20 protein-coding genes and 1 pseudogene are annotated in these 23,413 nt (G+C 64.5%); 11 read left to right on the forward strand and 10 right to left on the reverse strand.

Annotated elements, in window-relative coordinates; all coding sequences use genetic code 11:
- Positions 1-79: 79 nt before the first annotated feature.
- Complete coding sequence (locus ACVW1C_RS04420; protein ID WP_456757338.1) at positions 80-1,384, forward strand: M20/M25/M40 family metallo-hydrolase; 1,305 nt, start codon at positions 80-82, stop codon at positions 1,382-1,384.
- Between the two features lie 48 nt (positions 1,385-1,432).
- On the opposite strand, the gene ACVW1C_RS04425 is transcribed toward ACVW1C_RS04420, so the two are convergent.
- The gene (locus ACVW1C_RS04425; protein ID WP_456757339.1) at positions 1,433-2,767 is read right to left on the reverse strand and encodes a sensor histidine kinase; all 1,335 of its coding nucleotides are present in this window, start codon (positions 2,765-2,767) and stop codon (positions 1,433-1,435) included.
- A 2-nt stretch (positions 2,768-2,769) separates the two neighbouring features.
- Positions 2,770-3,444 (reverse strand): response regulator, encoded by a 675-nt coding sequence (locus ACVW1C_RS04430; RefSeq protein WP_456757340.1) that lies wholly within the window; start codon positions 3,442-3,444, stop codon positions 2,770-2,772.
- Positions 3,445-3,814: 370 nt separating this feature from the next.
- On the opposite strand from ACVW1C_RS04430, the gene ACVW1C_RS04435 reads away from it, so the two are divergent.
- From ACVW1C_RS04435 to ACVW1C_RS04450, 4 genes are all read left to right on the forward strand, one after another.
- Complete coding sequence (locus ACVW1C_RS04435) at positions 3,815-5,035, forward strand: efflux RND transporter periplasmic adaptor subunit (protein ID WP_456757341.1); 1,221 nt, start codon at positions 3,815-3,817, stop codon at positions 5,033-5,035.
- Between the two features lie 46 nt (positions 5,036-5,081).
- Positions 5,082-8,339, forward strand: coding sequence for an efflux RND transporter permease subunit (locus tag ACVW1C_RS04440; RefSeq protein ID WP_456757342.1), 3,258 nt, complete (start codon positions 5,082-5,084; stop codon positions 8,337-8,339).
- Positions 8,339-9,934: an efflux transporter outer membrane subunit gene (locus ACVW1C_RS04445; RefSeq protein ID WP_456757343.1), complete on the forward strand. Its 1,596-nt coding sequence runs from the start codon at positions 8,339-8,341 to the stop codon at positions 9,932-9,934. Before ACVW1C_RS04440 ends, ACVW1C_RS04445 begins: the two co-directional genes overlap by 1 nt.
- 302 nt (positions 9,935-10,236) lie before the next feature.
- Positions 10,237-10,569, forward strand: a complete 333-nt coding sequence (locus ACVW1C_RS04450) for a hypothetical protein (RefSeq protein ID WP_456757344.1) — start codon at positions 10,237-10,239, stop codon at positions 10,567-10,569.
- Positions 10,570-10,620: 51 nt separating this feature from the next.
- On the opposite strand, the gene ACVW1C_RS04455 is transcribed toward ACVW1C_RS04450, so the two are convergent.
- The 6 genes and pseudogenes from ACVW1C_RS04455 to ACVW1C_RS04480 form a co-directional block, all read right to left on the reverse strand.
- The gene (locus tag ACVW1C_RS04455; protein WP_456757345.1) at positions 10,621-10,845 is read right to left on the reverse strand and encodes a hypothetical protein; all 225 of its coding nucleotides are present in this window, start codon (positions 10,843-10,845) and stop codon (positions 10,621-10,623) included.
- A gap of 187 nt (positions 10,846-11,032) precedes the next feature.
- Positions 11,033-12,121: a TRAP transporter substrate-binding protein gene (locus ACVW1C_RS04460; protein WP_456757346.1), complete on the reverse strand. Its 1,089-nt coding sequence runs from the start codon at positions 12,119-12,121 to the stop codon at positions 11,033-11,035.
- A 245-nt stretch (positions 12,122-12,366) separates the two neighbouring features.
- Positions 12,367-13,456, reverse strand: a pseudogene (locus ACVW1C_RS04465) (TRAP transporter substrate-binding protein).
- 307 nt (positions 13,457-13,763) lie between these two features.
- Positions 13,764-14,000 (reverse strand): hypothetical protein, encoded by a 237-nt coding sequence (locus ACVW1C_RS04470; protein ID WP_456757347.1) that lies wholly within the window; start codon positions 13,998-14,000, stop codon positions 13,764-13,766.
- A 210-nt stretch (positions 14,001-14,210) separates the two neighbouring features.
- Complete coding sequence (locus tag ACVW1C_RS04475) at positions 14,211-15,341, reverse strand: Mrp/NBP35 family ATP-binding protein (RefSeq protein ID WP_456757348.1); 1,131 nt, start codon at positions 15,339-15,341, stop codon at positions 14,211-14,213.
- Between the two features lie 56 nt (positions 15,342-15,397).
- Positions 15,398-15,835 carry a VOC family protein gene (locus ACVW1C_RS04480; RefSeq protein ID WP_456757349.1) on the reverse strand — a complete coding sequence of 146 codons (438 nt, stop codon included), beginning with the start codon at positions 15,833-15,835 and terminating at the stop codon, positions 15,398-15,400.
- Positions 15,836-16,036: 201 nt separating this feature from the next.
- On the opposite strand from ACVW1C_RS04480, the gene ACVW1C_RS04485 reads away from it, so the two are divergent.
- From ACVW1C_RS04485 to ACVW1C_RS04500, 4 genes are all read left to right on the forward strand, one after another.
- Positions 16,037-16,909: an NAD(P)-dependent oxidoreductase gene (locus ACVW1C_RS04485; protein ID WP_456757350.1), complete on the forward strand. Its 873-nt coding sequence runs from the start codon at positions 16,037-16,039 to the stop codon at positions 16,907-16,909.
- A gap of 496 nt (positions 16,910-17,405) precedes the next feature.
- Positions 17,406-19,010, forward strand: a complete 1,605-nt coding sequence (locus tag ACVW1C_RS04490) for a sensor histidine kinase (protein ID WP_456757351.1) — start codon at positions 17,406-17,408, stop codon at positions 19,008-19,010.
- 154 nt (positions 19,011-19,164) lie between these two features.
- The gene (locus ACVW1C_RS04495; RefSeq protein WP_456757352.1) at positions 19,165-19,368 is read left to right on the forward strand and encodes a DUF1289 domain-containing protein; all 204 of its coding nucleotides are present in this window, start codon (positions 19,165-19,167) and stop codon (positions 19,366-19,368) included.
- Between the two features lie 25 nt (positions 19,369-19,393).
- Positions 19,394-19,978 (forward strand): TIGR02281 family clan AA aspartic protease, encoded by a 585-nt coding sequence (locus ACVW1C_RS04500; RefSeq protein ID WP_456757353.1) that lies wholly within the window; start codon positions 19,394-19,396, stop codon positions 19,976-19,978.
- A 2-nt stretch (positions 19,979-19,980) separates the two neighbouring features.
- Here ACVW1C_RS04500 and catC read toward each other — a convergent pair whose 3' ends face one another.
- Both catC and ACVW1C_RS04510 read right to left on the reverse strand, forming a co-directional pair.
- Positions 19,981-20,271 (reverse strand): muconolactone Delta-isomerase, encoded by a 291-nt coding sequence (catC, locus tag ACVW1C_RS04505; protein WP_456757354.1) that lies wholly within the window; start codon positions 20,269-20,271, stop codon positions 19,981-19,983.
- A gap of 111 nt (positions 20,272-20,382) precedes the next feature.
- Positions 20,383-21,960 carry a 4-hydroxyphenylacetate 3-hydroxylase N-terminal domain-containing protein gene (locus tag ACVW1C_RS04510; protein ID WP_456757355.1) on the reverse strand — a complete coding sequence of 526 codons (1,578 nt, stop codon included), beginning with the start codon at positions 21,958-21,960 and terminating at the stop codon, positions 20,383-20,385.
- An 89-nt stretch (positions 21,961-22,049) separates the two neighbouring features.
- Here ACVW1C_RS04510 and ACVW1C_RS04515 point away from each other — a divergent pair, with 89 nt between their 5' ends.
- Positions 22,050-22,877 carry a hypothetical protein gene (locus ACVW1C_RS04515; RefSeq protein WP_456757356.1) on the forward strand — a complete coding sequence of 276 codons (828 nt, stop codon included), beginning with the start codon at positions 22,050-22,052 and terminating at the stop codon, positions 22,875-22,877.
- Entirely contained in the window at positions 22,874-23,398 is a 525-nt protein-coding gene (locus ACVW1C_RS04520) for a flavin reductase family protein (protein ID WP_456757357.1), read from the forward strand. Before ACVW1C_RS04515 ends, ACVW1C_RS04520 begins: the two co-directional genes overlap by 4 nt.
- Positions 23,399-23,413: the final 15 nt, after the last annotated feature.

Below are 23,413 nucleotides of genomic sequence, written 5' to 3' on the forward strand. Positions count from 1 at the left end.
CGCTGGAACCGTTGACGGCGGCGTCGAGTCCTGTGAAGACGCGGGATACGGATCGCCCTCCAACTCACAGACCGCCGCCATGCCCCAATCGCATCCCGCCCGCTCGTTCGTTCGCCCGCTCATCGCATCCCTCAGCCTGGCATCCCTCAGCCTGGCGTTTGCCGCTGCCACAGCGCATGCGGCGCCGGCGGCCGACATTCGCGCACTGGCGCAACAGGAGCAGCAGCCGCTGCTCGACACCCTGCGCGACCTCGTGCAGATCGAGTCCGGCAGCAAGGACATCGAAGGCCTCAACCAGATCGCCACGCGCATCGCCGGCCAGCTCAAAGAACTCGGTGGCACGGTGGACATCCTGCAGACCACCGACATCTATCGGCTGGACGATACGCCGGAGAAGATAGGCCCCGCCGTGCAGGCCGTCTTCAAGGGCACGGGCAGCGCGAAGATCATGCTGATCGCGCATATGGACACGGTGTATCTCAAGGGCATGCTGAAGGACCAACCCTTTCGCGTCGATGGCGACAAGGCTTACGGCCTCGGCATCGCCGACGACAAGCAGGGCATCGCCACCATCATCCACAGCGTGGCGCTGCTGCAGAAGCTGAACTTCAAGGATTACGGCACGCTCACGGTGCTCATCAATGGCGACGAGGAGATCTCGTCGCCAGGCTGGCGCAGCACCATCACCCGCGTCGCCGCTGAGCAGGATGCCGTGTTCTCGTTCGAAGGCAGCGACGCCAGCGGCACGCTCCGCCTCGCCACCAGCGGCATCGGCTCGGCCTACCTCACGGTGCATGGCAAGTCGTCGCATGCGGGCGCCAGGCCTGAAGGCGGCGTGAATGCGCTCTATGAGCTGTCGCACCAGGTGCTGCAGATGAAGGACCTGTCGAAGCCCGAGCAGGGCCTGAAGCTGAACTGGACGGTTTCGAAGTCCGGCACCAACCGCAACGTGATCCCCGCCGAAGCCACCGCCCAGGCTGATGCGCGCGCGCTGAAGGTGTCCGATTTCGACGAGCTCGAGAAGGCGCTACAGGACAAGATCAAGAACCGCCTGCTGCCCGACTCCAAGGTGGACGTGAAGTTCGAGGTGCGCCGCCCGCCGCTCGAAGCCAGCGACGCCTCGCGCCGCGTGGCCGGCCAGAGCAAGTCGATCTATCAGGAACTCGGCATGCCGCTGAACGTGGCCGAGCGGGCCACGGGCGGCGGCACCGACGCTGCGTTTGCCTCCCTCAAGACCAAGGGAGCTGTGGTTGAAGGCATGGGCCTCTCGGGTTTCGGCGCACACTCCAACGACGCCGAGTATGTGCAGATCAACAGCATCGTGCCGCGCCTGTATTTGACCACGCGCATGATCATGGACCTGTCCGACGGCAAGGTGAAATAGACAGGACAGGCAGGCCCGCGGCGCGGCAGGTGCCGCAGGCCGGGCCCCTCAGACGGTCGCCGGCTCCGCCTCGGCGAGGCGGAAGTTCAGCGTGAACTGGGTACCGCCGGACGGCAGGTTTTCGACCCTGATTGTCGCGTCGTGATCGTCGACGACGCCGCGGACGATCGAGAGCCCGAGCCCCGCCCCGTCCGTGCGCTGGCGCTGGCGATCGCCGCGCCAGAAACGCTGGAACACCAGGCCCTGCTCGGCCGGCGCGATCCCTGGCCCGCAGTCGCGCACCTGCACCGAACCGTCCTCGTGCACCTCGACATCGACCGAGGTCGCGTCTGCCGTGTACTTGATGGCGTTTTCCGCCAGATTGAAGATCGCGCGCTGCAGCATCTCGGCATTGCCCTTGACCCGCACCGGACCGTCGGTGCCGCGCAGCGCGATGTCTTTTTGCTGCGCCAGCGCATAGGGCGCGATCGAGCCGACCACCTCGGCGCATACGGCGCGGAGATCGGCGGTTTCGCCGGGGTCCAGCACCAGCGTATCGAGCTCGGCAATCTCGAGCAGCTGGCTGACGATACGGCTCATGCTCTCGATGTCGGCATGCAGCTCCTTGGTCCCCCTGGCTACATCCAGCGTCTCGATCCGGGTCCTCAGGATCGCAAGCGGGGTGCGCAGCTGATGCGCGGCATCGGCGGTGAACTGGCGCTGCACGTGAAACCCGTCCTCCAGACGGTCGAAGGCCTGGTTGACGGCGGTCACCAGCGGCAGGATCTCGCTCGGAATCCCCTCCGTCGGCAGACGAATGTCGGTCCTGGCCGGTCCGATGGCCCTGGCCTCCTCCGAAGCCCGTAGCAGCGGAATCACGGCGCGGCGAAAGATCAGGATGTCGGTCGCCAGCAGGATCAACAGGATCGGGATGGTGATCCAGCCGACCCGCCGGAAGAAGTTGGAAACGATGTCATCGATGATCACGTCGCGATGCGACAGGTCCTCGGCGACCTGGATGCGCAGCGTCTGGCCGCCGACGAGCTTGGTGGCGCTGGAGCCGGAAATCCGGTCGGCCAGGGCCGGCAGTCGCGGCGCTCCGCGATGCGACGAAAACAGCAGATGGTCGTCCGCATCGTAGATGTCGTAGCGATAGCGCCCGTAGGCGTCGGAATAGAGCCCCCTCAGGCTGTCCGGCAGGTTGAGCTGTACCTTGCCGGCGGAATCGACCACCAGGTTCTGGCCGAGATCGGCGGCCTGATCGCGCATCGCTTCGCCATGCAGCTGGTTGATCTCCGAATTCAGCAACCACAGCAGCAGCAGCGGCAAGAAGATCGCGGCGACTGCGACCGCCACGATGTGCAGGAACACAATCCGCGAGGTCAGCGACGTGAAGCGGAACACCCCTATTTCTCCTCCGCCATCAGATAGCCGACGCCGCGAATGGTGTGGATGATGACCTTGGCGCGGTGCTCGGTGAGCAGCTTGCGCAGCCGCGACACGTAGACCTCGACCGCATTCGAGGCGACCTCGCCCGACAGACCGAAGATGTGGTCCTCGACATTCTTCTTCGGCACCACCCGCCCCTGCCGCCGCAACAGGATCTCGAGCACCGACGTTTCACGCGCGGAGAAGACGTACGGAGCACCGTCGACGAACACCTGCTTGCTCTCGGTGTCATAGACCAGATTGGCGAGCTTCAGCGACGAGCCGAGCAGCTGGCCGGGCCGGCGCAGGATGGCTTCGAGCCGTGCCACCAGCTCTTCCAGCGCGAACGGCTTCGCCAGATAATCGTCTGCACCGCTGCGCAGGCCGTTGACCCGATCCTGCAGGCCGTTGCGCGCGGTCAGCACCAGGACCGGCAGCGGGTCGGTCTTGCGGCGCAGCTCCGACAGCACCGTCAGGCCGTCGCCATCGGGCAGTCCGAGATCGAGAATCATGGCAGCATAGCTGACGCTGCGCAGCGCATCGCGCGCCTCGGCAACGCTGTTGACGATATCGGATTCGTATCCCGCCGCCATCAGCCCGCTGGCGAGAAGTCTCGAGAGCTCGACGTTGTCCTCGACGATCAGAAGGCGCATTGCGGCAGTCCTGACTTCATTCGAACGGTCTTCTGTTTGCGACATCTCGTCGCGATGCGCCAGCCAAGCGACAATTCCGCAACAGATCGCGCGTTGAGCAATCCCGATATGCAAACGATCCGCATTTAAGCACAACGCCCGGATGCCGCTAACTGCGCTATGTTTTGGCTATGCGCGGCCGCTCCTGTCCCCACGCAAAATAGATAAACCGGCCCCCGCCGCAATCAAATTCACGCGCCGGGCGCGCCTTTGAAAAGGGCAAATGTAAGGCTGGCGTCAGCTAGCCCTGATAATCGTTCATCTGCTCTCACCGGGAGATCGGACGACGGCCCGCCATGCGGGAAGACCTCGTCTCTCGCGCGAGACTTTCATGCAGTATTGGCGGCGGGCGATGTCATTTGGAATGAAGTATGTGGGCTTTGCGGCGATGCCGGTGCTGGCGGCCCTTCTCGCCGGCGCGTGGCTCACGACGCGCGCCGATGGTGTCGTGAACGCCAAGGCCGCGCAGGAGACCGCGCCGCAGGACGTCAATGTCGAGCAGCAATACGTCGCGCTGAGCGACAAGCAGGCGGCCTCCATGAAGGTGATGGCCGCGGAGCAGCGTTCGTTCCGGACCCTGAAGAACGCAGTCGGCTCGATCGACTTCAATCAGAACATGCTGGTGCAGGCGTTTACCTCAAATCCCGGCAGGATCGTCGACACGCCGCTCAATGTCGGTGACGAGGTTGCGAAGGGCGACAGGCTGTTCACGATCGACAGCCCCGATCTGCTGCAGGCCGAGTCGTCGCTGCTCGCCGCGGCAGGCGTGCTCGAACTGCAGACCAGGACGCTGGCCCGGGTCAGGCAGCTGCTGAAGACCGGCGGCGGCGCGCAAAAGGACGTCGACCAGGCGACGTCGGATCAGCAGACCGCCGAGGGCAACTACAAGGCCGGGCGCGACGCGGTGCGCATCTTCGGCAAGACCGACGCCGAGATCGACCGCATCGTCGCCGACCGCAAGGTCGATTCCATTCTGGTGGTGCCGAGCCCGATCTCCGGCCGGATCATTGCGCGCAATGCCGCGCCGGGACTCTTTGTGCAGCCCGGCAATGCACCGGCGCCCTATTCGCTGGCCGACATCTCGACGATGTGGATGGTCGCCAATGTGATCGAGACCGACGCCCCCGCCTACCGGATCGGCCAACCGGTCGAGGTGCGGGTGCCGGCCTATCCGAACGAGGTGTTTCGCGGCCGAGTGACCACGCTTGGCCTCAACATCGATCCGAACTCGCACCGCCAGCTGGTGCGTTCGGTGATCGACGATCCCCAGCACAAGCTGCGCGCCGGCATGCTGGCGAGCTTCACCATCGAAACCGAACCGCCAAAGCTGTCGGTGAGCGTTCCGCTGGACGCCATCATGCGCGAGGGCGACGGCACGATGACGGTGTGGGTCACGAGCGATGGCCGCAGGTTCGACCGGCGCACGGTGACAATCGGAATGGAGCAGGACGGCTGGCGGCAGATCCTCAGCGGCCTCGCAGCCGGCGAGAAGGTCGCTTCCACCGGCGCGATCTTCCTCAGCAACAAGTTCGCCAACGCGGCCACCGGCTAGCCCGTGCCAACCGCGCCTTCGTCCGCTCAAGAGTAAGTGCAGCACCTTGATCAAGAGCCTCCTTCAATTCGGTCTGACCCGAAGCGCCGTCATCGTGCTCGGCCTCGCCGTGTTCTGCGCCGCCGGATTCGCCGCTTTCACCAAGCTGAACATCGAGGCTTATCCGAACCCGGCGCCCGTCATCCTCGAGATCACGGCCCAGGCCGCCGGCCTCTCCGCCGAGGAGATGGAGAAGTACTACACGATCCCGATGGAGGTCGGGCTGTACTCGACGCCGGGCGTGGTCAACATCCGCTCGACCTCGTTCTACGGCCTGTCGTTCGTGCGGGTCACCTTCAAATACGGTGTCGACTATTACTTCGCGCTCTCGCAGGCCACCAACAACCTCACGCAGAACGTCCAGCTTCCCGGCAACCAGATCCCGCAGATCCAGCAGTCCAGCCTGGTTGGCGAGATCTACCGCTACCAGCTCGTCGGTCCGCCGAATTTCGGCCTGACCAACCTCAGGACGTTGCAGGATTACTTCGTCGCCCGCCGGCTGATGACGATACCGGGCGTCGTGCAGATCAACTCCTGGGGCGGCACCACCAAGCAGTTCAATGTCGACGCCGATCTTGCCAAGCTCGAAGCCTACAACATCACCGTGCCGCAGCTGATCAGCGCGCTCGGCAACGCGAACATCAATGTCGGTGGCCGCGAAATCGCGATCGGCCAGCAATCCGTCAACATCCGCGGCATCGGCCTGATCAATTCAGGCGGCGATGACGATATCACCAAGGGCTACCGGGTCCGGGACATCGAGAACGTCGTCCTGACCCAATCCAACGGGCTGCCGATCCAGATCAAGGACGTCGCCAAGGTTTCGGTCGGCTATGTGCCGCGGCTCGGTATCGCCGGAAAGGACAAGAACGACGACGTCGCTGCGGCGATCGTCGTGATGGGACGCACCCAGCACACCAACGACATCGTGCCGAAGGTCGAGGAGGAAGTCGCCAAGACCAACAGCGACGGCACCCTGCCGGCCGGCGTCAAGGTGGTCCCCTATTACGACCGCACCTCGCTGGTCAATGTGACGACCCACACCGTGCTGCACAATTTGATGTTCGGCTGTCTGCTGGTGTTCGTGATCCAGTGGGTTTTCCTGGGCGACCTGCGCAGCGCGCTGATCGTCAGCGCCAACATCCCGTTCGCGCTGTTCTTCGCGATCATCATCCTGGTGCTGCAGGGCGAGGACGCCAATCTGCTGTCGCTCGGCGCCGTCGACTTCGGGATCATCGTCGATTCCGCCGTCATCATGATGGAGAACATCTTCCGCAATTTCCAGTCCAGCCCCGAGAACCGGCTGCGGGTGCTGCACAACCTCGCCGAGGGATACTGGGGTGGCGATCCCACGACGCGAAACGGCCAGCCCGCGCCGGGCTGGAGCGAGCGGCTGCGCATGATCTTCGTCAGCGCATTGCAGGTCGACAAGGCGGTGTTCTTCACCGCGGCCATCACGGTCACCGCGTTCGTGCCGCTGTTCACCATGCAGGGCGTCGAAGGTCAGATCTTCGGACCGATGGCGCGGACCTACGGCTACGCGCTCGCCGGCGCGCTGCTGGCGACATTCACCGTGACGCCGGTGCTGGCGTCGCTGCTGCTGCCGAAGCATATCGAGGAAACCGAAACCATCATCGTGCGCTCGCTGCGCAAGGCCTACACGCCGGTGCTGCGCTGGTCGCTGACGAATCTGAGGGTCGCGGTCGCAGCCGGCATCATCTTCCTCGGACTGAGCGGCCTTGCTGCGAGCCGGCTCGGCAGCGAATTCCTGCCCGCGCTCGAGGAAGGCAATTTCTGGATCCGCGCCTCGATGCCGCCGACCATGTCGCTCGACGCAGGCACCGAGCCGACCCGCAAGATGCGCGAGATCCTGTTGCGTCACCCTGAAATCGTCACGGTGGTGTCACAGCACGGGCGTCCCGACAATGGCAGCGACGCCTCTCCATTCTCGAATATCGAGCTGTTCGCGCCGATCAAGCCGTTCGACCAGTGGCCGCCCGGCCTGACCAAGGAGAAGCTCACCGAGGAACTGCAGCGGGAGTTCGACGAGGAACTGCCCGGCGTCACCTTCAACTTCTCGCAATACATCCAGGACAACGTCGAGGAGGCACTGTCAGGCGTCAAAGGCGCGAACTCGGTCAAGATCATCGGTCCCAACCTCGCCGTGCTCGAACAGCTCGCGACCAAGGTCGCGCAGGAGATGGCCAAGATCCGCGGCGTCGCCGATCTCGGCATCTTCCACCTGGTCGGACAGCCCAACCTCAATATCAAGGTGAACCGCGAGAAGACTGCGCGCTACGGTCTCAACACCGGCGACGTGACAACCGTCGTCCAGGCCGCGCTCGGCGGCGCCAGTGCGACGACGGTGCTGGAGGGCGACCGGCAGTTCGGCGTGGTGGTGCGGCTCGATCCGAAGTTCCGCCAGAGCATCGACGAAGTGCGCGAGATCAAGGTGGCCTACCAGACGCCATCCGGCACCAACGCCTACATCCCCTTGAGCGAGCTTGCCGACATCTCGCTCGATACCGGCGCGTCGTTCATCTACCGCGAGCGCAGCCAGCGCTATATCCCGATCAAGTTCAGCGTGCGCGGCCGCGATCTTGGCAGCACGGTGGCGGAGGCACAAACGCGCGTCGCCGAGGCCGTGCAGCTTCCGACCGGTTACCGGATGATCTGGTCCGGCGAATTCGACAATCTCGAAGCCGCCAAGGCGCGCCTGATGATCGTGGTGCCGGTGACGCTGCTGCTGATCTTCGTGTTGCTCTACAGCCTGTTCAACTCGTTGCGCGACAGCCTGCTGGCGTTGGCCGGCATACCCTTCGCGGTCGGCGGCGGCCTGATCGCGCTGTACCTCGCCGGGCTCGATTTCTCGATCTCGGCCGCGATCGGCTTCATCTCGCTGTTCGGCGTCGCCGTCATGGACAGCATCCTCAACATCACCTATTTCCGCGAATTGCGAGCCTCGGGCATGAGCATTGCGGAGGCGGTGTTCAACGGCGCCGAGCAGCGCATGCGGCCGATGCTGATGACCGCGCTGTCCGCGGGCGTTGGCCTGTTCCCGGCGGCGCTGTCGCATGGCATCGGCAGCCAGGTGCAGCGGCCGCTCGCGACCGTGGTGGTCGGCGGCATGTTCATCGGCCCGCTGCTGCTGCTGATCGTGGCGCCTGCGCTGCGCAAGATATTCCTGTCGCGCGAGCCTGTGGCCTCTCCCGACCAGACGGCTGCCACGGCGCCGCCCGAAGCGGCGCATGAAGGGGGCGCCTGATGTCCGAGACCGTCGCAAGAATTGTTGCCGCACTCGCACTGTGCCGAAGGCGCGCCCTGCGTCCGACGCTTGGCGCCGGGACCGCCGGGCTGTTGCTGGCAAGCTGCGCCGTCGGCCCGAATTTCGTTCCGCCGGCCGCTCCGGATGTCGATCGCTACACGCCGGAGAAGCTTTCCTCCCCCAGCACGAGTGCCGGGGGGCCCAGCGTGCCCAGGCAGCATTTCGTCAGCGGAGAGGACGTGTCGCTGCGGTGGTGGACGGCGTTTCGGTCGAAGCCGCTCGACGAGTTGATCAAGATGTCGGTCGAGCACAACCCGTTCCTGCAAGCGGCCGAAGCATCGATCAGAATTGCGCAATACAACGCACTGGCGCAGCGCGGGCTGTTCTTCCCGCAGCTCGGCGCAAACTACACACCTTCCCAGCAGCAGATTTCCGGCGCATCGGGTTCGGGCCCGGGCGGCCAGTCGCCTTCGGTATTTTCGCTTCATACCGCGCAATTGAACGTCAGCTTCGTGCCGGACATCTGGGGCCAGAATGTTCGCGCCGTCGAGAGTCTCGACGCGATCTCCGAGCAGCAACTGTTCCAGCTGGAAGCGGCCTACCTCACGCTGACGGCCAACGTCGTCACCGCGGCGATCCAGGAAGCATCGCTTCGCGGCCAGATTGCCGCGATCCAGCGCGTCGTGAAGATCGAACGCGGCATTCTGGAGATCGTGAAGAACCAGTTCAACGCCGGCGGCGCCGCCCAGGTCGACGTGCTGGCGCAGGAGGCCGCGCTGGCCCAGTCCGAGCAACTGCTGCCGCCGCTCGAAAAGCAGCTCGCGGTTCAGCGCGACCTGCTGACGTCGCTGGCCGGGCAATTCTCGGCGGACGAAATCCTGCAGAAGTTCACGCTCGACCGCCTGGCGCTTCCCGCACACCTGCCGGTGAGCCTGCCGAGCAAGATGATTGCCCAGCGTCCGGATGTCAGGGCCGCGGAAGCGCTGCTGCACTCGGCGAACGCCCAGGTCGGCGTGTCGATCGCGGCGCGGCTGCCCAACATCACAATCACCGGCAATGCCGGCGCCGCCGGCTTCAGTCTGGCCGAATTGTTTACGCCGGGAACCAGCTTCTACGTCATCGCGGCGAGTGCGACCCAGCCGCTGTTCGACGGCCTGACGCTCTACCACAAGCAGAAGGCCGCGGAGGCCGCGGTGGACCAGGCGGATGCGCTCTATCGCCAGGCCGTCGTCACGGCGATGCAGAACGTCGCCGACGCCTTGCGCAGCCTGCAGGCCGACGCGCGCGCCCTGCAGGCTGCGGTCAAGGCCGAGCTCGCCGCCAAGGCCAGCCTCGACATCATTCAGAAGCAGCTTGCTCTCGGGCAGGTCAATCAGGTGGTCGTGCTCAATGCCCAGCAGGTCTACCTGACCGCGGCAGTGGTCAGCGTGCAGGCGCAGGCGACGCGCCTCTCGGACAGCGCCGCTCTCTTCATGGCGCTTGGTGGCGGCTGGCCGACAAACTGCGCATCCGATGACTGGCGCAAATGTGCCCTGGACGATCTGCCCGCCACCGCCCCGCAGCAGGTCAGCGAAAACCGGCCGCCTGCCCGCTGACAAGCGCCGCACAAGGCTACTGACTGGAAGAACCGACGATGAAAAACATACTCACCTTGGCGGCAATTCTCCTGGCGGTCTCTGCGGGATCCGCGGCCGCACAAAGCGCGGTCGGCGGTCCCAAAAAGCCGAGCAATCTCGGCGGTCCCACCGAGCAGAAGAACCCGGTGGTTCGCACGACGCAAGGTGCCGTATCGACGCCTCCAGCATCGCCGCCAAAGCGATCGCCAAGGAAATAGCGGCACGCTCCCGCAATTGAGTTGGCTTCCGGGATTCACGCTGATCGGCTCGATGAGACCCATATGAAAAATACAACGCGTCTGCTTCTCATCGCTGTGGCCGGTGCCATGATGGCGTCGGTTGCCTGCGCGGCGCCTGTTCGGGTCACGCGGCTGTCGCCGCAAGACCCCGCAAGCGTCGTTCGGGTCCGGCTCGCTTGTGACCAGAAACGCCGATGCTGGCAGACGCGCTATCAGCAGCGAAGCTATCGTCGGAAGATCGACGATCAGGAGCGTCAGGATCCGAATTACTGCCCGAATGGAGGGCATTATAACGGCCATTACCGCACCGGACCGGCCACCGGATTGAGCTTCGAAAGCCGCCTTCCCGTACGATCATTGCCGTTTCCATTTTGATCGACGGGGCTTGCACGATGATTGCCGGGCCGACGCGATCAGCGACCGCGCCTACCAGATGACGACCGCGCATACCAGCGCCAACGGCACCGCGGCGCCGCCGATGACGACCCACCTGCGCATATCAGCGGGATCCCTGGAATACCTGAAGATCTGGACGGCGACGAAGAGGCAGACCGCGGCGCCGAGGATGACGCGAAACAAATCCGATGGCGTCTCGTAGGCCGACCAGATGGTTTCGTTTTGCGGACTTGCGACGCGAGCAGTGATGACCACCACAAGGGTCAAAAACAGCGACCGCAGGATAAGACCAAGGAAACGCATATGGCGCCCTGATTCACGCACCTAAGCAATGTTAGCACGAGTCTCGCCGAAAAGCATGCATTGGCTGGCCCCCGCCGGCTCCAGGCAAAAAACCCCGGAGTTTTGCCCGGGGTCCTGCTTGCGGTGAAGGTCAGTGGCGTCAGGCCTGAGAGTGGCGTGCCATGAAATTGTCGTAGCCGACTTCGGCAACCTGGAACCACTGATAGCCGTTGTTGGAGAACGATGTCAGCGAGTCATAGACCTTCTTGAAATTGGCATTGGTCGCCGAAACCTCGGCATGCAGCTCCTTGGCGGCCTTGAAGGACGCTTCCATCACCGCAGACGGGAACGGGCGCAGCTTGGTGCCGGCCGCGAGCAGCTTCTTCAGTGCGAGCGGGTTGGCCTGGTCGTAGCGCGCCATCATCCAGTTGTTGGCGAGATGGCCGGCCTGCTCGAGCACGAACTGGTAGTGCTTCGGCAGCGCGTTCCACTTGTCGAGGTTGATCATCGCCACCAGCATCGGGCCGCCTTCCCACCAGCCGGGGAAGTAATAGTTCGGCGCGACCTTGTAGAAGCCGAGCTTCTCGTCGTCGTAGGGACCGACCCACTCGGCCGCATCGATGGTGCCTTTCTCCAGCGCCGGATAGATGTCGCCGCCGGCGAGTTGCTGCGGCACCGCGCCGAGCTTCTGCATCACCCTTCCGGCAAAGCCGCCGATGCGGAATTTGAGGCCCTTGAGATCGTCGACCGTCTTGATCTCCTTGCGGAACCAACCACCCATCTGGCAGCCGGTGTTGCCGGCGAGCAGCGAGGTGACGTTGTAGCTCTTGTAGAACTCGTTGAGCAGCTCCTTGCCGCCGCCCAGCATGAACCAGGCCTGGTTGAGCCGCATGTTGGGCCCGAACGGCACCGAGGAGCCGAAGGTGAAGGTCGGGTCCTTGCCGAAATAGTAATACGACGCGGTGTGTCCCATCTCGACCGTGCCGTTCTGCACGGCGTCGAGCACCTGCAGGCCCGGCACGATCTCGCCGGCGGCAAAGGTCTGGATCTGGAACTTGTTGTCGGTGGCTTCCCCGACCGCCTTGGCCATCAGCTCGGCGCCGCCGTGCAGCGTGTCGAGCGACTTCGGCCAGCTCGTCGTCAGGCGCCATTTGAGCTCCGGCATCGACTGCGCGATCGCGGGAGCTGCGACCGTTGCCGCGCCTGCGACGCCCAAACCCGTAACCTTGATGAAATCTCTGCGCTTCATTTGAATCCTGCCCTGTATGATTGTGTTGTCCGAGCGTCGACTGCTTGCGATCGTCGCGCTGCGTTTCTTTGCCGTCATGACCGGTGACCGATCAGACGCCGCCTTCGTGCCGAGGCTTCGGACGCGAGCATGGAACATCCCCTCGGCGAACGCCAGACGCAAAAAACCCGGCCTCCTTGCGGGGGCCGGGCTACTTAAGTCGAAGCTTTGGGCGCGTTCTCTTCCCGCGAACGCTCGGAGCGCGATCAGCCGCGGGTGCGGGAGCGGATCATGAAGCTGTCGAAGGTGTATTCGGCGACCTGCCACCACAGATACTGGTCGGAACGGTACGCCTGCATGGCGTCGATCGACTTCTTGAAGTCGGCATTCTTGGCCGAGATTTCACCCCACAGCTCGTTGGTCGCCTTGAGGCAGGCCTCGAGCACTTCGTTGGTGAACGGACGGAGCTGCGTGCCGCCGGCAACCAGCCGCTTCAGCGCCGAGGGGTTCTGCATGTCGTAGCGCGCAGCCATCCAGGTGTTGGCGTTGGCGGTCGCGTTGGTCAGGATCGCCTGGTAGTTCTTCGGCAGCGCATTCCACTTTTCGAGGTTGCAGTAGGCGTGCACGGTCGGGCCACCTTCCCAGAAACCCGGATAGTAGTAGTACTTGGCGACCTTCTGGAAGCCGAGCTTCTCGTCATCATAGGGGCCGACCCACTCGGCAGCGTCGATGGTGCCCCTTTTCAAGCGCCGGATAGATGTCGCCGCCGGCGAGCTGCTGCGGCACCACGCCGACCTTTTGCAGCACCTGGCCGGCAATGCCGCCGATGCGGAATTTGAGGCCGGAGAGATCGGCGACCGTCTTGATCTCCTTGCGGAACCAGCCGCCCATCTGGGTGCCGGTGTTGCCGCAGGGGAAGCCGATCACGCCGAACTTCTTGAAGAACTCGTTGCCGAGCGCCTCGCCGCCGCCCTGGTACCACCAGGAGTTCTGCATGCGGGCGTTGAGGCCGAACGGCACCGACGCGTAGATCGCAAAGGTCGGGTCCTTGCCGACATAGTAGTAGGACACGGTGTGGCACATCTCGACCGTGCCGTTGGAGGTCGCGTCCAGCGCCTGCAGGCCGGGGACGATCTCACCCGCCGCGAACACCTGGATCTGGAACTTGTTGTCGGTCATTTCGGCGACGTACTTCGCCACCTGGTCGGCGCCGCCATAGATGGTGTCCAGCGACTTCGGGAAGCTCGAGGTCAGGCGCCACTTGATTTCAGGCGAGGACTGCGCAATCGCCGGCGCGGCAACCGCCGTCGCGGCAGCACCGGCCGCAGAAACTTTCAAAAAATCACGACGCTTCATCGTAAGGCTTCTCCTTGAGGGGGCGTTTCCCGGTGTCCGCAAGCAGTTCTCCGGCAGGACGCTTGAAGGTCAGCCGGGACGCTCTGGGTCGGCCCTTTACCACGGAAGGCGGCCTCACGGAAACGCGACAATGGCATGACCGCACCAATTAAACGAAAGTCTGATGATGCGGGAAATCTGCCGGAAAATGCCGGCTGGAGACGGCGATGACGCCTTGCAGCTGCTCGCGGACCTTGCCGCCGCCACGCGGTAAATCGCCGCGTGCGGGCCGCCCGGCCGGCGCTCAGCCACCGGGCTCCCGTGGCAATCAGCGCCGTGTCGCTTCTCGCGCCTTCTTGGCTTTATCGGCCAAATACCGCCCACGCCGGATCCAGCTTTGCGCCGTCGTCTTGCTGACGCCATAGGTCTTGGCGATCGCCATGGCGGCCTCGCCGATCGAGTCGGATCTCTTCGCAAGGTTGAACGCCATGCGGGAAGCCTCTTCGCGCTTCTCCCGCGTCAGGTGCTTACGGCGTTGCTTGTTTGCTTCGCGTGATGCTGCCATGTCGCTGGTCGCCTCACGGCCCCTCCACGTATGTCGGCTGCCCGTGCCTGCCTTCAATTGACGGAACGGTGGTACGATTCGGCCAGTGCCGGACAAACATACAGGCCGGACGCGATTCAGCAATCGTCCAGAGGCGACGGGCCTGTGAAGAAAGGCCGCCGGGATACCAGCCTTTGGGACCCACCTGCTGACCGGGACACCAGCGCGGGCTCAGGCGGCGGCGATGACGCCCTGCAGCTGCTCACGGACCTTGCTGCCGATCGCGCGGTAGATCGCCGCGTGCGGGCCGTCCGGTTCGCTCTCGACCACCGGGTTGCCGGAATCGGAGGCGGCGCGGATGGCGATATGCAGCGGGATCTCGCCGAGGAACGGCACCCCGAGCTTCTCGGCCTCGTGGCGGGCGCCGCCATGGCCAAAGATGTCCGAGCGCGTGCCGCAATGCGGGCACTGGAAATAGCTCATGTTCTCGACAATGCCGAGCACCGGCACATTGACCTTCTTGAACATCGCCAGTCCCCGCCGCGCGTCGATCAGCGAGAGGTCCTGCGGCGTCGAGATAATGACGGCGCCCTTGAGCGGGACGTTCTGCGCCAGCGTGAGCTGGGCGTCGCCGGTGCCGGGCGGCATGTCGACGACCAGCACATCGAGCGTGCCCCAGGCGACGTCGCGCAGCATCTGGGTGATCGCCGACATCACCATCGGCCCGCGCCAGATCATCGCGGTGTCCTCCTCGACCAGGAAGCCGATCGACATGATCGACAGGCCGAAGCGCTGCAGCGGGACCATCTTCTTGTCGTCGTTGAGCCGCGGCTTCTCGCGGATGCCGGTCAGTCGCGGCACCGATGGGCCGTAGATGTCGGCGTCGAGCAGCCCGACGCGCAGGCCGATGTCGCGCAGACCGAGCGCAAGGTTGAGCGCCGTGGTCGACTTGCCGACCCCGCCCTTGCCGGAGGCAACCGCGATGACGGCGGAGATGCCGGGGATCTCGGCCTGGCGCGCCATCGGCGATTGCGCACCGGGCGGGTGCGGATGACGGTGCGCGGACGCAGGCTGGACACCGCCGGCCGGCCGCGGCGCAGGCCCCGCACCACCCGCCTTGCGCTCCGCGGTCAATGCGATCATCGCGACGCTGACGCCGGGAATGGCGCGCACCGCGTTCTCAGCCTGCGCACGCACGCTCTCCCAGGCGCGGGCTTCCGCGGCATCGACGTTGATCGAGAAGAACACCTTGCCGTCGGTGACCGTGATCGCCGACAGCACATTGGCGTTGGTCAAGGCCGTGCCGCGCGGCGACATCACCTTGGCAAGACAATCGAGAACCTGTTGCTGCGTCACGCTCACCGCGCATCTCCCGGAAAGTTCAAGAGACCTCCCATAGAGCGTTGCAGCGCAAAAGGCTACCTCGCTCCGACGTCGTCGCGCCGCTCGGCCGGCGCTGCGGAGCCGCCTTCCTTGGCGGCCTCGTAGTTCAGCTCGATCATGACCCCGTTGGGGTCGTTCACGAAGATCTGCCAGAGGTCCCCGCCGGGAACCTGGCGCGAGTCGAATTCCATGCCCTTGGACTGCAGCCGCTTCCGCATCCCGTCAAAGCCCTGACTGGCAAAGGCGACGTGATGGACCACGCCCGAGTCAGGCTTTTGCGCCTCGTCGGTCGCGGAAATATCGACCAGATGCACGACCGCCTTGCCCTCGCTGTACATCCACGCACCCGGGAACGCGAAGTTCGGCCGCGCCCCCTTTTCCAGGCCCAGAATGTCCTCATAGAACCGCACCGTGGCGGCGAGATTCCGGGTCCGGATATTGAAATGATCGAGCACACCGACGCTCACGCCCATGCGAGACACTCCCTTTTTTGTGAGGTTCTTTGGTGAGCCGATCCTAGCACAAAACCGGGGTCTGCCATCCAACGAAGCCGTTGCCCTCCGCTGCGCAGGGGGTATGGTGCGGCTCCTTCCATGGACGGAATGCCCTCCCCGCCGCGACGTTTTCCGGCGGTCCCAAGGGCGATCACCACGGCAAATCACAAGGTAACAGACATGGCTAAAGTCGCTTTCCTCGGTCTCGGCGTAATGGGTTTCCCGATGGCGGGACACCTCGTGAAAAAGGGCGGCCATGAGGTCACCGTTTACAACCGGACCGCGGCGAAGGCGAAGCAATGGGCCGACACGTTCGGCGGCAAGACGGCGCCGACCCCGAAGGCCGCCGCCGAAGGCAAGGATTTCGTGATGTGCTGCGTCGGCAATGACAACGACCTGCGCGCGGTCACGATCGGCCCCGACGGCGCCTTCGCCGGCATGAAGAAGGCCGCGACCTTCGTCGATCACACCACCGCCTCCGCCGAGGTCGCCCGCGAGCTCGATGCTGCCGCCACCAAGGCCGGCTTCAAGTTCGTCGACGCGCCGGTGTCGGGCGGCCAGGCCGGCGCCGAGAACGGCGTGCTGACGGTGATGTGCGGCGGCAGCGAAGACGCCTATGCGGGCGCCGAGCCGATCATCACCGGCGCCTATGCGCGGATGTGCAAGTTGCTCGGGCCGGCGGGCGCCGGCCAGCTGACCAAGATGGTCAACCAGATCTGCATCGCAGGCCTCGTGCAGGGCCTGTCCGAGGGCATCCACTTCGCCAAGAAGAGTGGCCTCGACGTCGCCGCCGTGATCGAAACCATCTCCAAGGGCGCGGCGCAGTCCTGGCAGATGGAAAATCGCTACAAGACCATGAACGAGGGCAAGTACGATTTCGGCTTCGCGGTCGAGTGGATGCGCAAGGACCTCTCGATTGCGCTGGCGGAAGCCCGCCGCAACGGCGCCACGCTGCCGGCGACCGCCCTGGTCGACCAGTTCTATGCCGAGGTCGAGAAGATGGGCGGCAAGCGCTGGGATACGTCGAGCCTGCTGGCGCGGTTGCAGCGCTAGCGCCTCTTCGCATACGGCCAGGTGACCCGCGCGGGCGGGTCACCTGCGATGCGGCGCCGTCTCGCGAAGGAGAATTCCCCTTTGTAGGTCGCGGTGCCAAAATATCGAAAACAACCCCATGCAAAGTAGCTGGCCGGCCGCCGGCATTCGATATGGCAACTTGACACGTCGGGCAAATCAGGGACACACTTCCATTATTCCGAAATTGTGCGGGCGCCCTCAATTACGGCGACAGTGCACTCAACTTCTAGTTGGCGGTTTAGTGCACTGTCACCGTAATCCTGCCCCAGCGGCGTGGCCGCTCGACTTTGGTCGGCGCTGCTCCTGACGCGATTGCGCCCAGACATTGCGCAACGGCGCGGCGCCCGGGCAAAAGTTAATTTAACCTCCGGTTAACGCATTTCTTTAGCTCTTTAAGGTAACGCTTAATGAATTGGCGTCAGAGATAGACAATGCAAAAGGCGCGCGCGGTTCGCGCGCAGGATTTGTGTTGTTGATGAGTAAACCCGCAGAAAAGCCTGAAGTTGTGCAGCTCCCGGCAGGACCTCAGGTGGCAGCGCCGGTCAACAGCCGGCGCGTTGCCGCGCAGCGGGTGCGCGAGGCGCGCGATCGGTTAACGTCAACCAGTGGAACCCGCCCGGCGTTCGACGCCGAACTGCTCCGGCAATATGCCCAGACCCGGATGTCGGCATCCTACGTCGTGATGCTGCTCGTGGTGGCAACCGGCGTCCTGTTTGGCCTCTGGATGAAGCCGATCGTGGCCGCCGCCTGGACGGTGGGCATCCTCGGCGTCCATCTCGCCATCATCCGCAGCTGCGCCCGCTTCCTCGCCGAGCCGACCTCGGTCGCGGTGACCCGCAAATGGCGGACCCGCTTCGTGCTGCTCGATCTGCTCTACGGCCTGTGCTGGACCGCGATCCTGATCCACCCCGCCGGGCGCGATCTCTCCTCCAACACGCTGATGATGTTCCTGATGCTGCTGGTGATCGCGGTCTCCAGCATGCTGGCGGCGAGCCTGCCGATCGCAGCCCTCGCGGCGACCGTTCCGGTGACGGTCGGGATTGCGCTCGACCTCGTGCTCAACGGCGCGTTCGACAATTACGTGCTGGCGCTGCTTGCGCTTGCCGCCGAGGGTTATTTCGCGCTGCTGGCGCATCGGCTGCATTCGACCACGCTGGCGACACTGGAAGCCCGCGCCGAAAAGGACGCGCTGATCGGCGAACTGGAACAGGCCAAGGCGATCTCCGACGAAGCGCGGCACCGCGCCGAATCCGCCAACGTCGCCAAGTCGCGCTTCCTGGCCCAGATGAGCCACGAACTGCGCACGCCGCTCAACGCCATCCTCGGCTTCTCCGAGGTGATGAAGAGCGAGATCTTTGGTGCGCACGCGGTGCCGGTCTACAAGGAATATTCCGCCGACATCCATAATTCCGGCGTGCACCTGCTCAATCTCATCAACGAGATCCTCGATCTGTCGCGCATCGAGGCCGGCCGTTACGAGCTGAACGAAGAGGCCGTGGCGCTGGTGCATGTCGTCGCCGACTGCCACCATCTGCTGAAGCTGCGCGCCTCCAGCCGCGGCATCACCATCCACGAAGTGTTCGAGCATGGCATGCCCCGGATCTGGGGCGACGAGCGCGCCATCCGCCAGGTCGTGCTCAACCTGCTCTCCAACTCGATCAAGTTCACCCCGCAGGGCGGCGAGATCTGGCTGAAGGTCGGCTGGACCGCGTCGGGCGGGCAATATCTGAGCGTCAAGGACACCGGAAGCGGCATCGCCGAGGACGAGATCCCGGTCGTGCTGGCCTCGTTCGGCCAGGGCTCCAACTCGATCAAGTCGGCGGAACAGGGCGCGGGCCTTGGACTGCCGATCGCCAAGAGCCTGATCGACATGCATGGCGGCACCTTCACGCTGAAATCGAAGCTGCGCATCGGCACCGAGGTGATCGTGACCTTGCCGCCGGAGCGGGTGATGAGCGCGCTGGCGCCGATGACGGAAGAAGCGCCGCCGATGCAGCCGGAGCCCGCCGAACCCTCGATGGGCGCCGACCGGAAACGTGTGCGCCGCAAGTCGATCATGAGTGCCGGCACCGGGTTGTAGAGCATGTCGCGGAAGATCGTGACGCGGTTTTCGCTGCCCATAGACGCAAGGCGTTTGCGCCAGGACCATGCTCGCGACAAAAAGCCGGGGCGTGATGGCGCATCCCGATCCGACCGGCTTGCGCTGGCGGGTGAAACGGTTCAACAGTTGAAGAATGAGCTCAGAAACGCCGTGTATCGCAGTCTGCATGATGGACCCCAGGACGAAGCTCTGCTTCGGCTGTGGTCGCACGCTCCCGGAGATCGCACGCTGGCACAAGATGGACCGCGCGGAGCGGCTGTCTGTCATGACGACATTGCCGGCGCGGATGGCCGAGGCCGGGCTCGCGCGCATGGAGCCGCATCCGAAGCGCGCGTGACCATCGCCGCGACCGGAGCCGCACCGTGACCCGCATCCTCCTTGTCATCCTGCTGCTGATGGCAACCGCCGGCGCCGTTGTCGCCTACGGCGATCCCGACCAGATCGCGCGCGCCAGGCAGAATCTGACCCAGATCTTCGGCCGCAGCATCGCCGCGCCGGCCTCCCCCCCTGCCCCCGCGGTGCAGATTGTGCGCAGCCAGGGCGGCGAATTCGCGTTCCGCGCCAAGATCAACGGCGTCAGCGCACCGATGGTGATCGACACCGGCGCGACCTCGGTCGTGCTGACCTGGGAAACCGCCAAGGCGATCGGGTTGCCGACCGACATGCTCGAATACAATGTCGACCTGGAGACCGCCGGCGGTCACACCAAGGCGGCACGGCTGACGCTCGATCGTCTCGCGGTCGGCAAGCTGGTCGAGAAATCGGTGCCTGCGCTGGTGGTGCAACGCGGCCAGATGAAGACCAACCTGCTCGGCATGAGCTTCCTCGACCGGCTCGAAAGCTGGGGGGTCCGTTCCGATACGCTGAGCCTCACCGGATATCCCGACGTCACCGGCAGCATCAACACCACGGCCCGTCACCGGCGCCCGCGCACGGTTGTCGACTAGCCCTAGCGGTCGTCGTCGTGAATCGACGACGGATGCCGGCATAGCGGCGTGACGCGGATCTCCATGAACGGAAACAGCGGCAGGCTGGACAGGATGTCGTGCAATTCCTGCGCGCCCGACACATCGAAGATGCTGACATTGGCGTAGCGTCCAGCCACCCGCCACAGATGGCGCCAGGCCCCCTTGCGCTGCAGCTCCATGGCGCGGACGCGTTCCGCCTGCTTCAGCGCATCGACCTTTTCGGCCGGGAGATCGTGCGGAATCCGCACGTCCATTTCGACGTGAAACAGCATGATGATCAACTCTCTCTGCAAGCGATGAAGCGGTAGTACGAAAACGGAATGGAGCCGCCGCGCGACCGCGGCGGCTCCATCGCTCTGTCTACCAGATCGTCAGCCCTGTCGTCAGCCTTGCACCAGACCGCGGCTGACCAGATTGATATCGTCGGGATTGACGAGATCCTTCGCCGTCCACCCGGAGACGTCGTAGTCGCTCATGCAGTTGCGCACGAAATCCTGCATGGCGCCGAGGTCGCCGGTGGCGCTCGCGGCCATCAGCGTCTCGACACGCAGGTTCTCGTAATTGCCCGCGTAGTTGCGCTCGTACAGCTCGTGGCGGCCACCGAATTCAGATCCGACGGCGTCCCAAAGCAGCTTGAGCAGCTTGATCCGGTCGATCGCGGCGTAGCCGTTGGAGCCGCGCACGAAGCGGTCGAGATAAGGCCTGATCGCCTCGCTCTCGAGGTCGGCCGAGCTTGACGGAAGATAGATCAGGCCGCTTGCGACGTGGCGCTCGATCAGCTCCTTGATCCGCGGATAGGCCATCGGCGCAAACACACGATAGGCCAGCCCGTAGTTCAGGTTGGGCAGATTGTAACCCTCGGTCCCCTGCCAGGCGATCGGCGATTTCACCATCGCATCCGAAATGCCGTGGAACAGATTGCGCCAGGCAATCACCTCGCCCACCGCCGTCTGCACGCCGCGAAAATCCTTCGATCCGGTCGCCTCCACCGCCATCGAGAACAGGCCGGCAATGAAGTCGAGCTTGACGGCCAGCCGCGTCACGCCATGCAGCGTGAAGCGCGGGATGAACCCCGACGCCGGGAAGAACTGGTTGATCTTGTCGACGTCGCCATAGACGAAGACGTTCTCCCAGGGCACCAGCACCTTGTCGAAAACGAGGATCGAGTCGTTCTCGTCGAAGCGGCTCGACAGCGGGTAGTCGAACGGCGAGCCGGTCGCGGCCGCCGTGAATTCATAGGACGAGCGGGCGATCAGCTTGACGCCCTCGGCGTCCATCGGCGCCGTGAAGATCAGCGCGAACGACTTGTCCTTGATCGGGATGCCGTAGTGGGCGATGAAATTGTAGTGCGTCAGCGCCGAGCCCGTCGCAACCACCTTCGCGCCCGAGACGATCAGGCCGGCGTCGGTCTCCTTCTCGACATGCATGAAGACGTCGCGCACGTCCTCGATGGCGCGATCGCGATCGATCGGCGGGTTGACGATGGCGTGATTCCAGAAGTCGAGCCGCTCCTGGGTCCGGGCATACCATTTCTTCGCGTTGCCGGCGTATTCGCCATAGAAGCCCGAATTCGCGCCCAGGGTTCCGAGGAACGCCGCCTTGTAGTCCGGCGAGCGGCCCATCCAGCCATACGCGACCTTCTGCAATTCGGCGATCGCGTCGCGGCCCTTGATCAGGTCATCGGCCGTACGCGAGCCCAGGAAGAACGGATGGGTCAGCTGTCCGGAGCCGGTGTCGGTCAGAACGCCGATCTGATCCTTCTTCTCGTGGAAGCGGTCGTACCAACGTGCCACCATCCGCGCCGAGTTGCGGAAGGCGGGGTGCTGGGTGACGTTCTTGACGCGCTCGCCGTAGATGTAGATCTCCCGGCTATCCTGAATGCTGTCCAGGAATTCCGCGCCGGTATAGACGCTGGTGGTTGACGCAGGCGCGTCGGCCCGCAGGGCAGCTGCTGTAGTCATGAGTTTCTCCTCCGCTTGTGTCGTTGGACCGGCGGCGTTGCCATACCGGCCCGGACCATGCCGTCACGCTCTTGGTCGGCGTGACATCGGTGGAAAAGCTACGCGCTCAGCCGGAGCGGGCGAAAGGTATCACACCATACCGCGCGAACCGTCGCGGCTCGGGCTATGACTCAGGTGGTACGGACCGGACGACGCATGATCGACCGGCCGACGCAACGCCGCAGCTGACGGAGCAATCGCGCAGCACGGCAAGGGAGCGAAAACCGGAGCGAGCCATGGACAAGGATCTGGGCAAAGGTCTGGGCAGAGGTTTTGACAGCGCTGCTGTCGCTTTCCATCGCGATGGCGAATTGGCCCTCACGGCCAGTGTCGTGACCATCGGCGCGTTCGACGGCGTTCACCGCGGCCATCAGGAACTGCTCCGGCAGACGATTGCGGCAGCGCAGCGCCGCGGCGTTCCGGCTGTGGTCTACACCTTCGATCCTCCGCCGAAGGTGTATTTCGGCCAGGCCGAGGCGCTGATCTCGCTGCGCGAAAAGCTCGAGCGCATCGCAACATTCGCACCGGACCATGTCGTCGTCGCCGATTTCAACCAGATCTACGTCCGGCGCTCCGCGGCCGATTTCCTCGCCGAGTTGCAGCGTCTGCAACCGCGTGAAGTGATCGTCGGCGAGGATTTCCGTTTTGGGTCCTGCAAGGGTGGCACCGCTCAGCTGCTGCGGCAACATTTCGACACGCGCATCCTGCCGCCGGTGCGCTGCGGCAACGGCGAGATCGTCTCCAGCAGCCGGATCCGCACGCTTCGGCGATCCGGCCTTGCGGCCGCCGCAGCGGCGCTGGAAAACTGGCGGGATATCGTGACCGCGCCACCAGCCAATCGCTCCGGCTTGGCCAAACTGGAGGTCGCCAACCAATGACCGCCATCGATCCGCGCGAGCTGCGCAACGCCTGCGGCCAGTTCGGCACCGGCGTCACCATTATCACCACGCATTGCGAGGGCCGCGACCACGGCATGACGGCCAACGCCTTCATGTCGGTCTCGCTCGATCCACCGCTGGTCGCGATCTCGATCGCGAAAAGCGCGAAGATGCTTTGCAACATCCAGAACACCGGCCGGTTCGCGATCAGCGTGCTCGCCGAAGGCATGGAAGATCTTGCCTGGCATTTCGCAGGCAAGCCCAGGCTCGACCTCTGCCACATCTTCGAACGTCGCAACGAGCTGCCGGTCATCGCCAACGCGGCGGCGTATTTCGTGACCGATCTTGCGGATGAGATCGTCGCAGGCGACCACACCATCTTCCTCGGCCATGTCCGCGAGATGTCGCTGGAGCCCGGCAAAAAGCCGCTGCTGTTCTGCCGCGGCCGCTTCGGCGGCCTGGCCGACCCGCATCCGGCGCCCGCGACGCTGGAGAATGCTGCTTACGAATTTGTCTGGTGAGACCGCCAGCCGATA

Source organism: Bradyrhizobium sp. USDA 4011 (assembly GCF_054063415.1).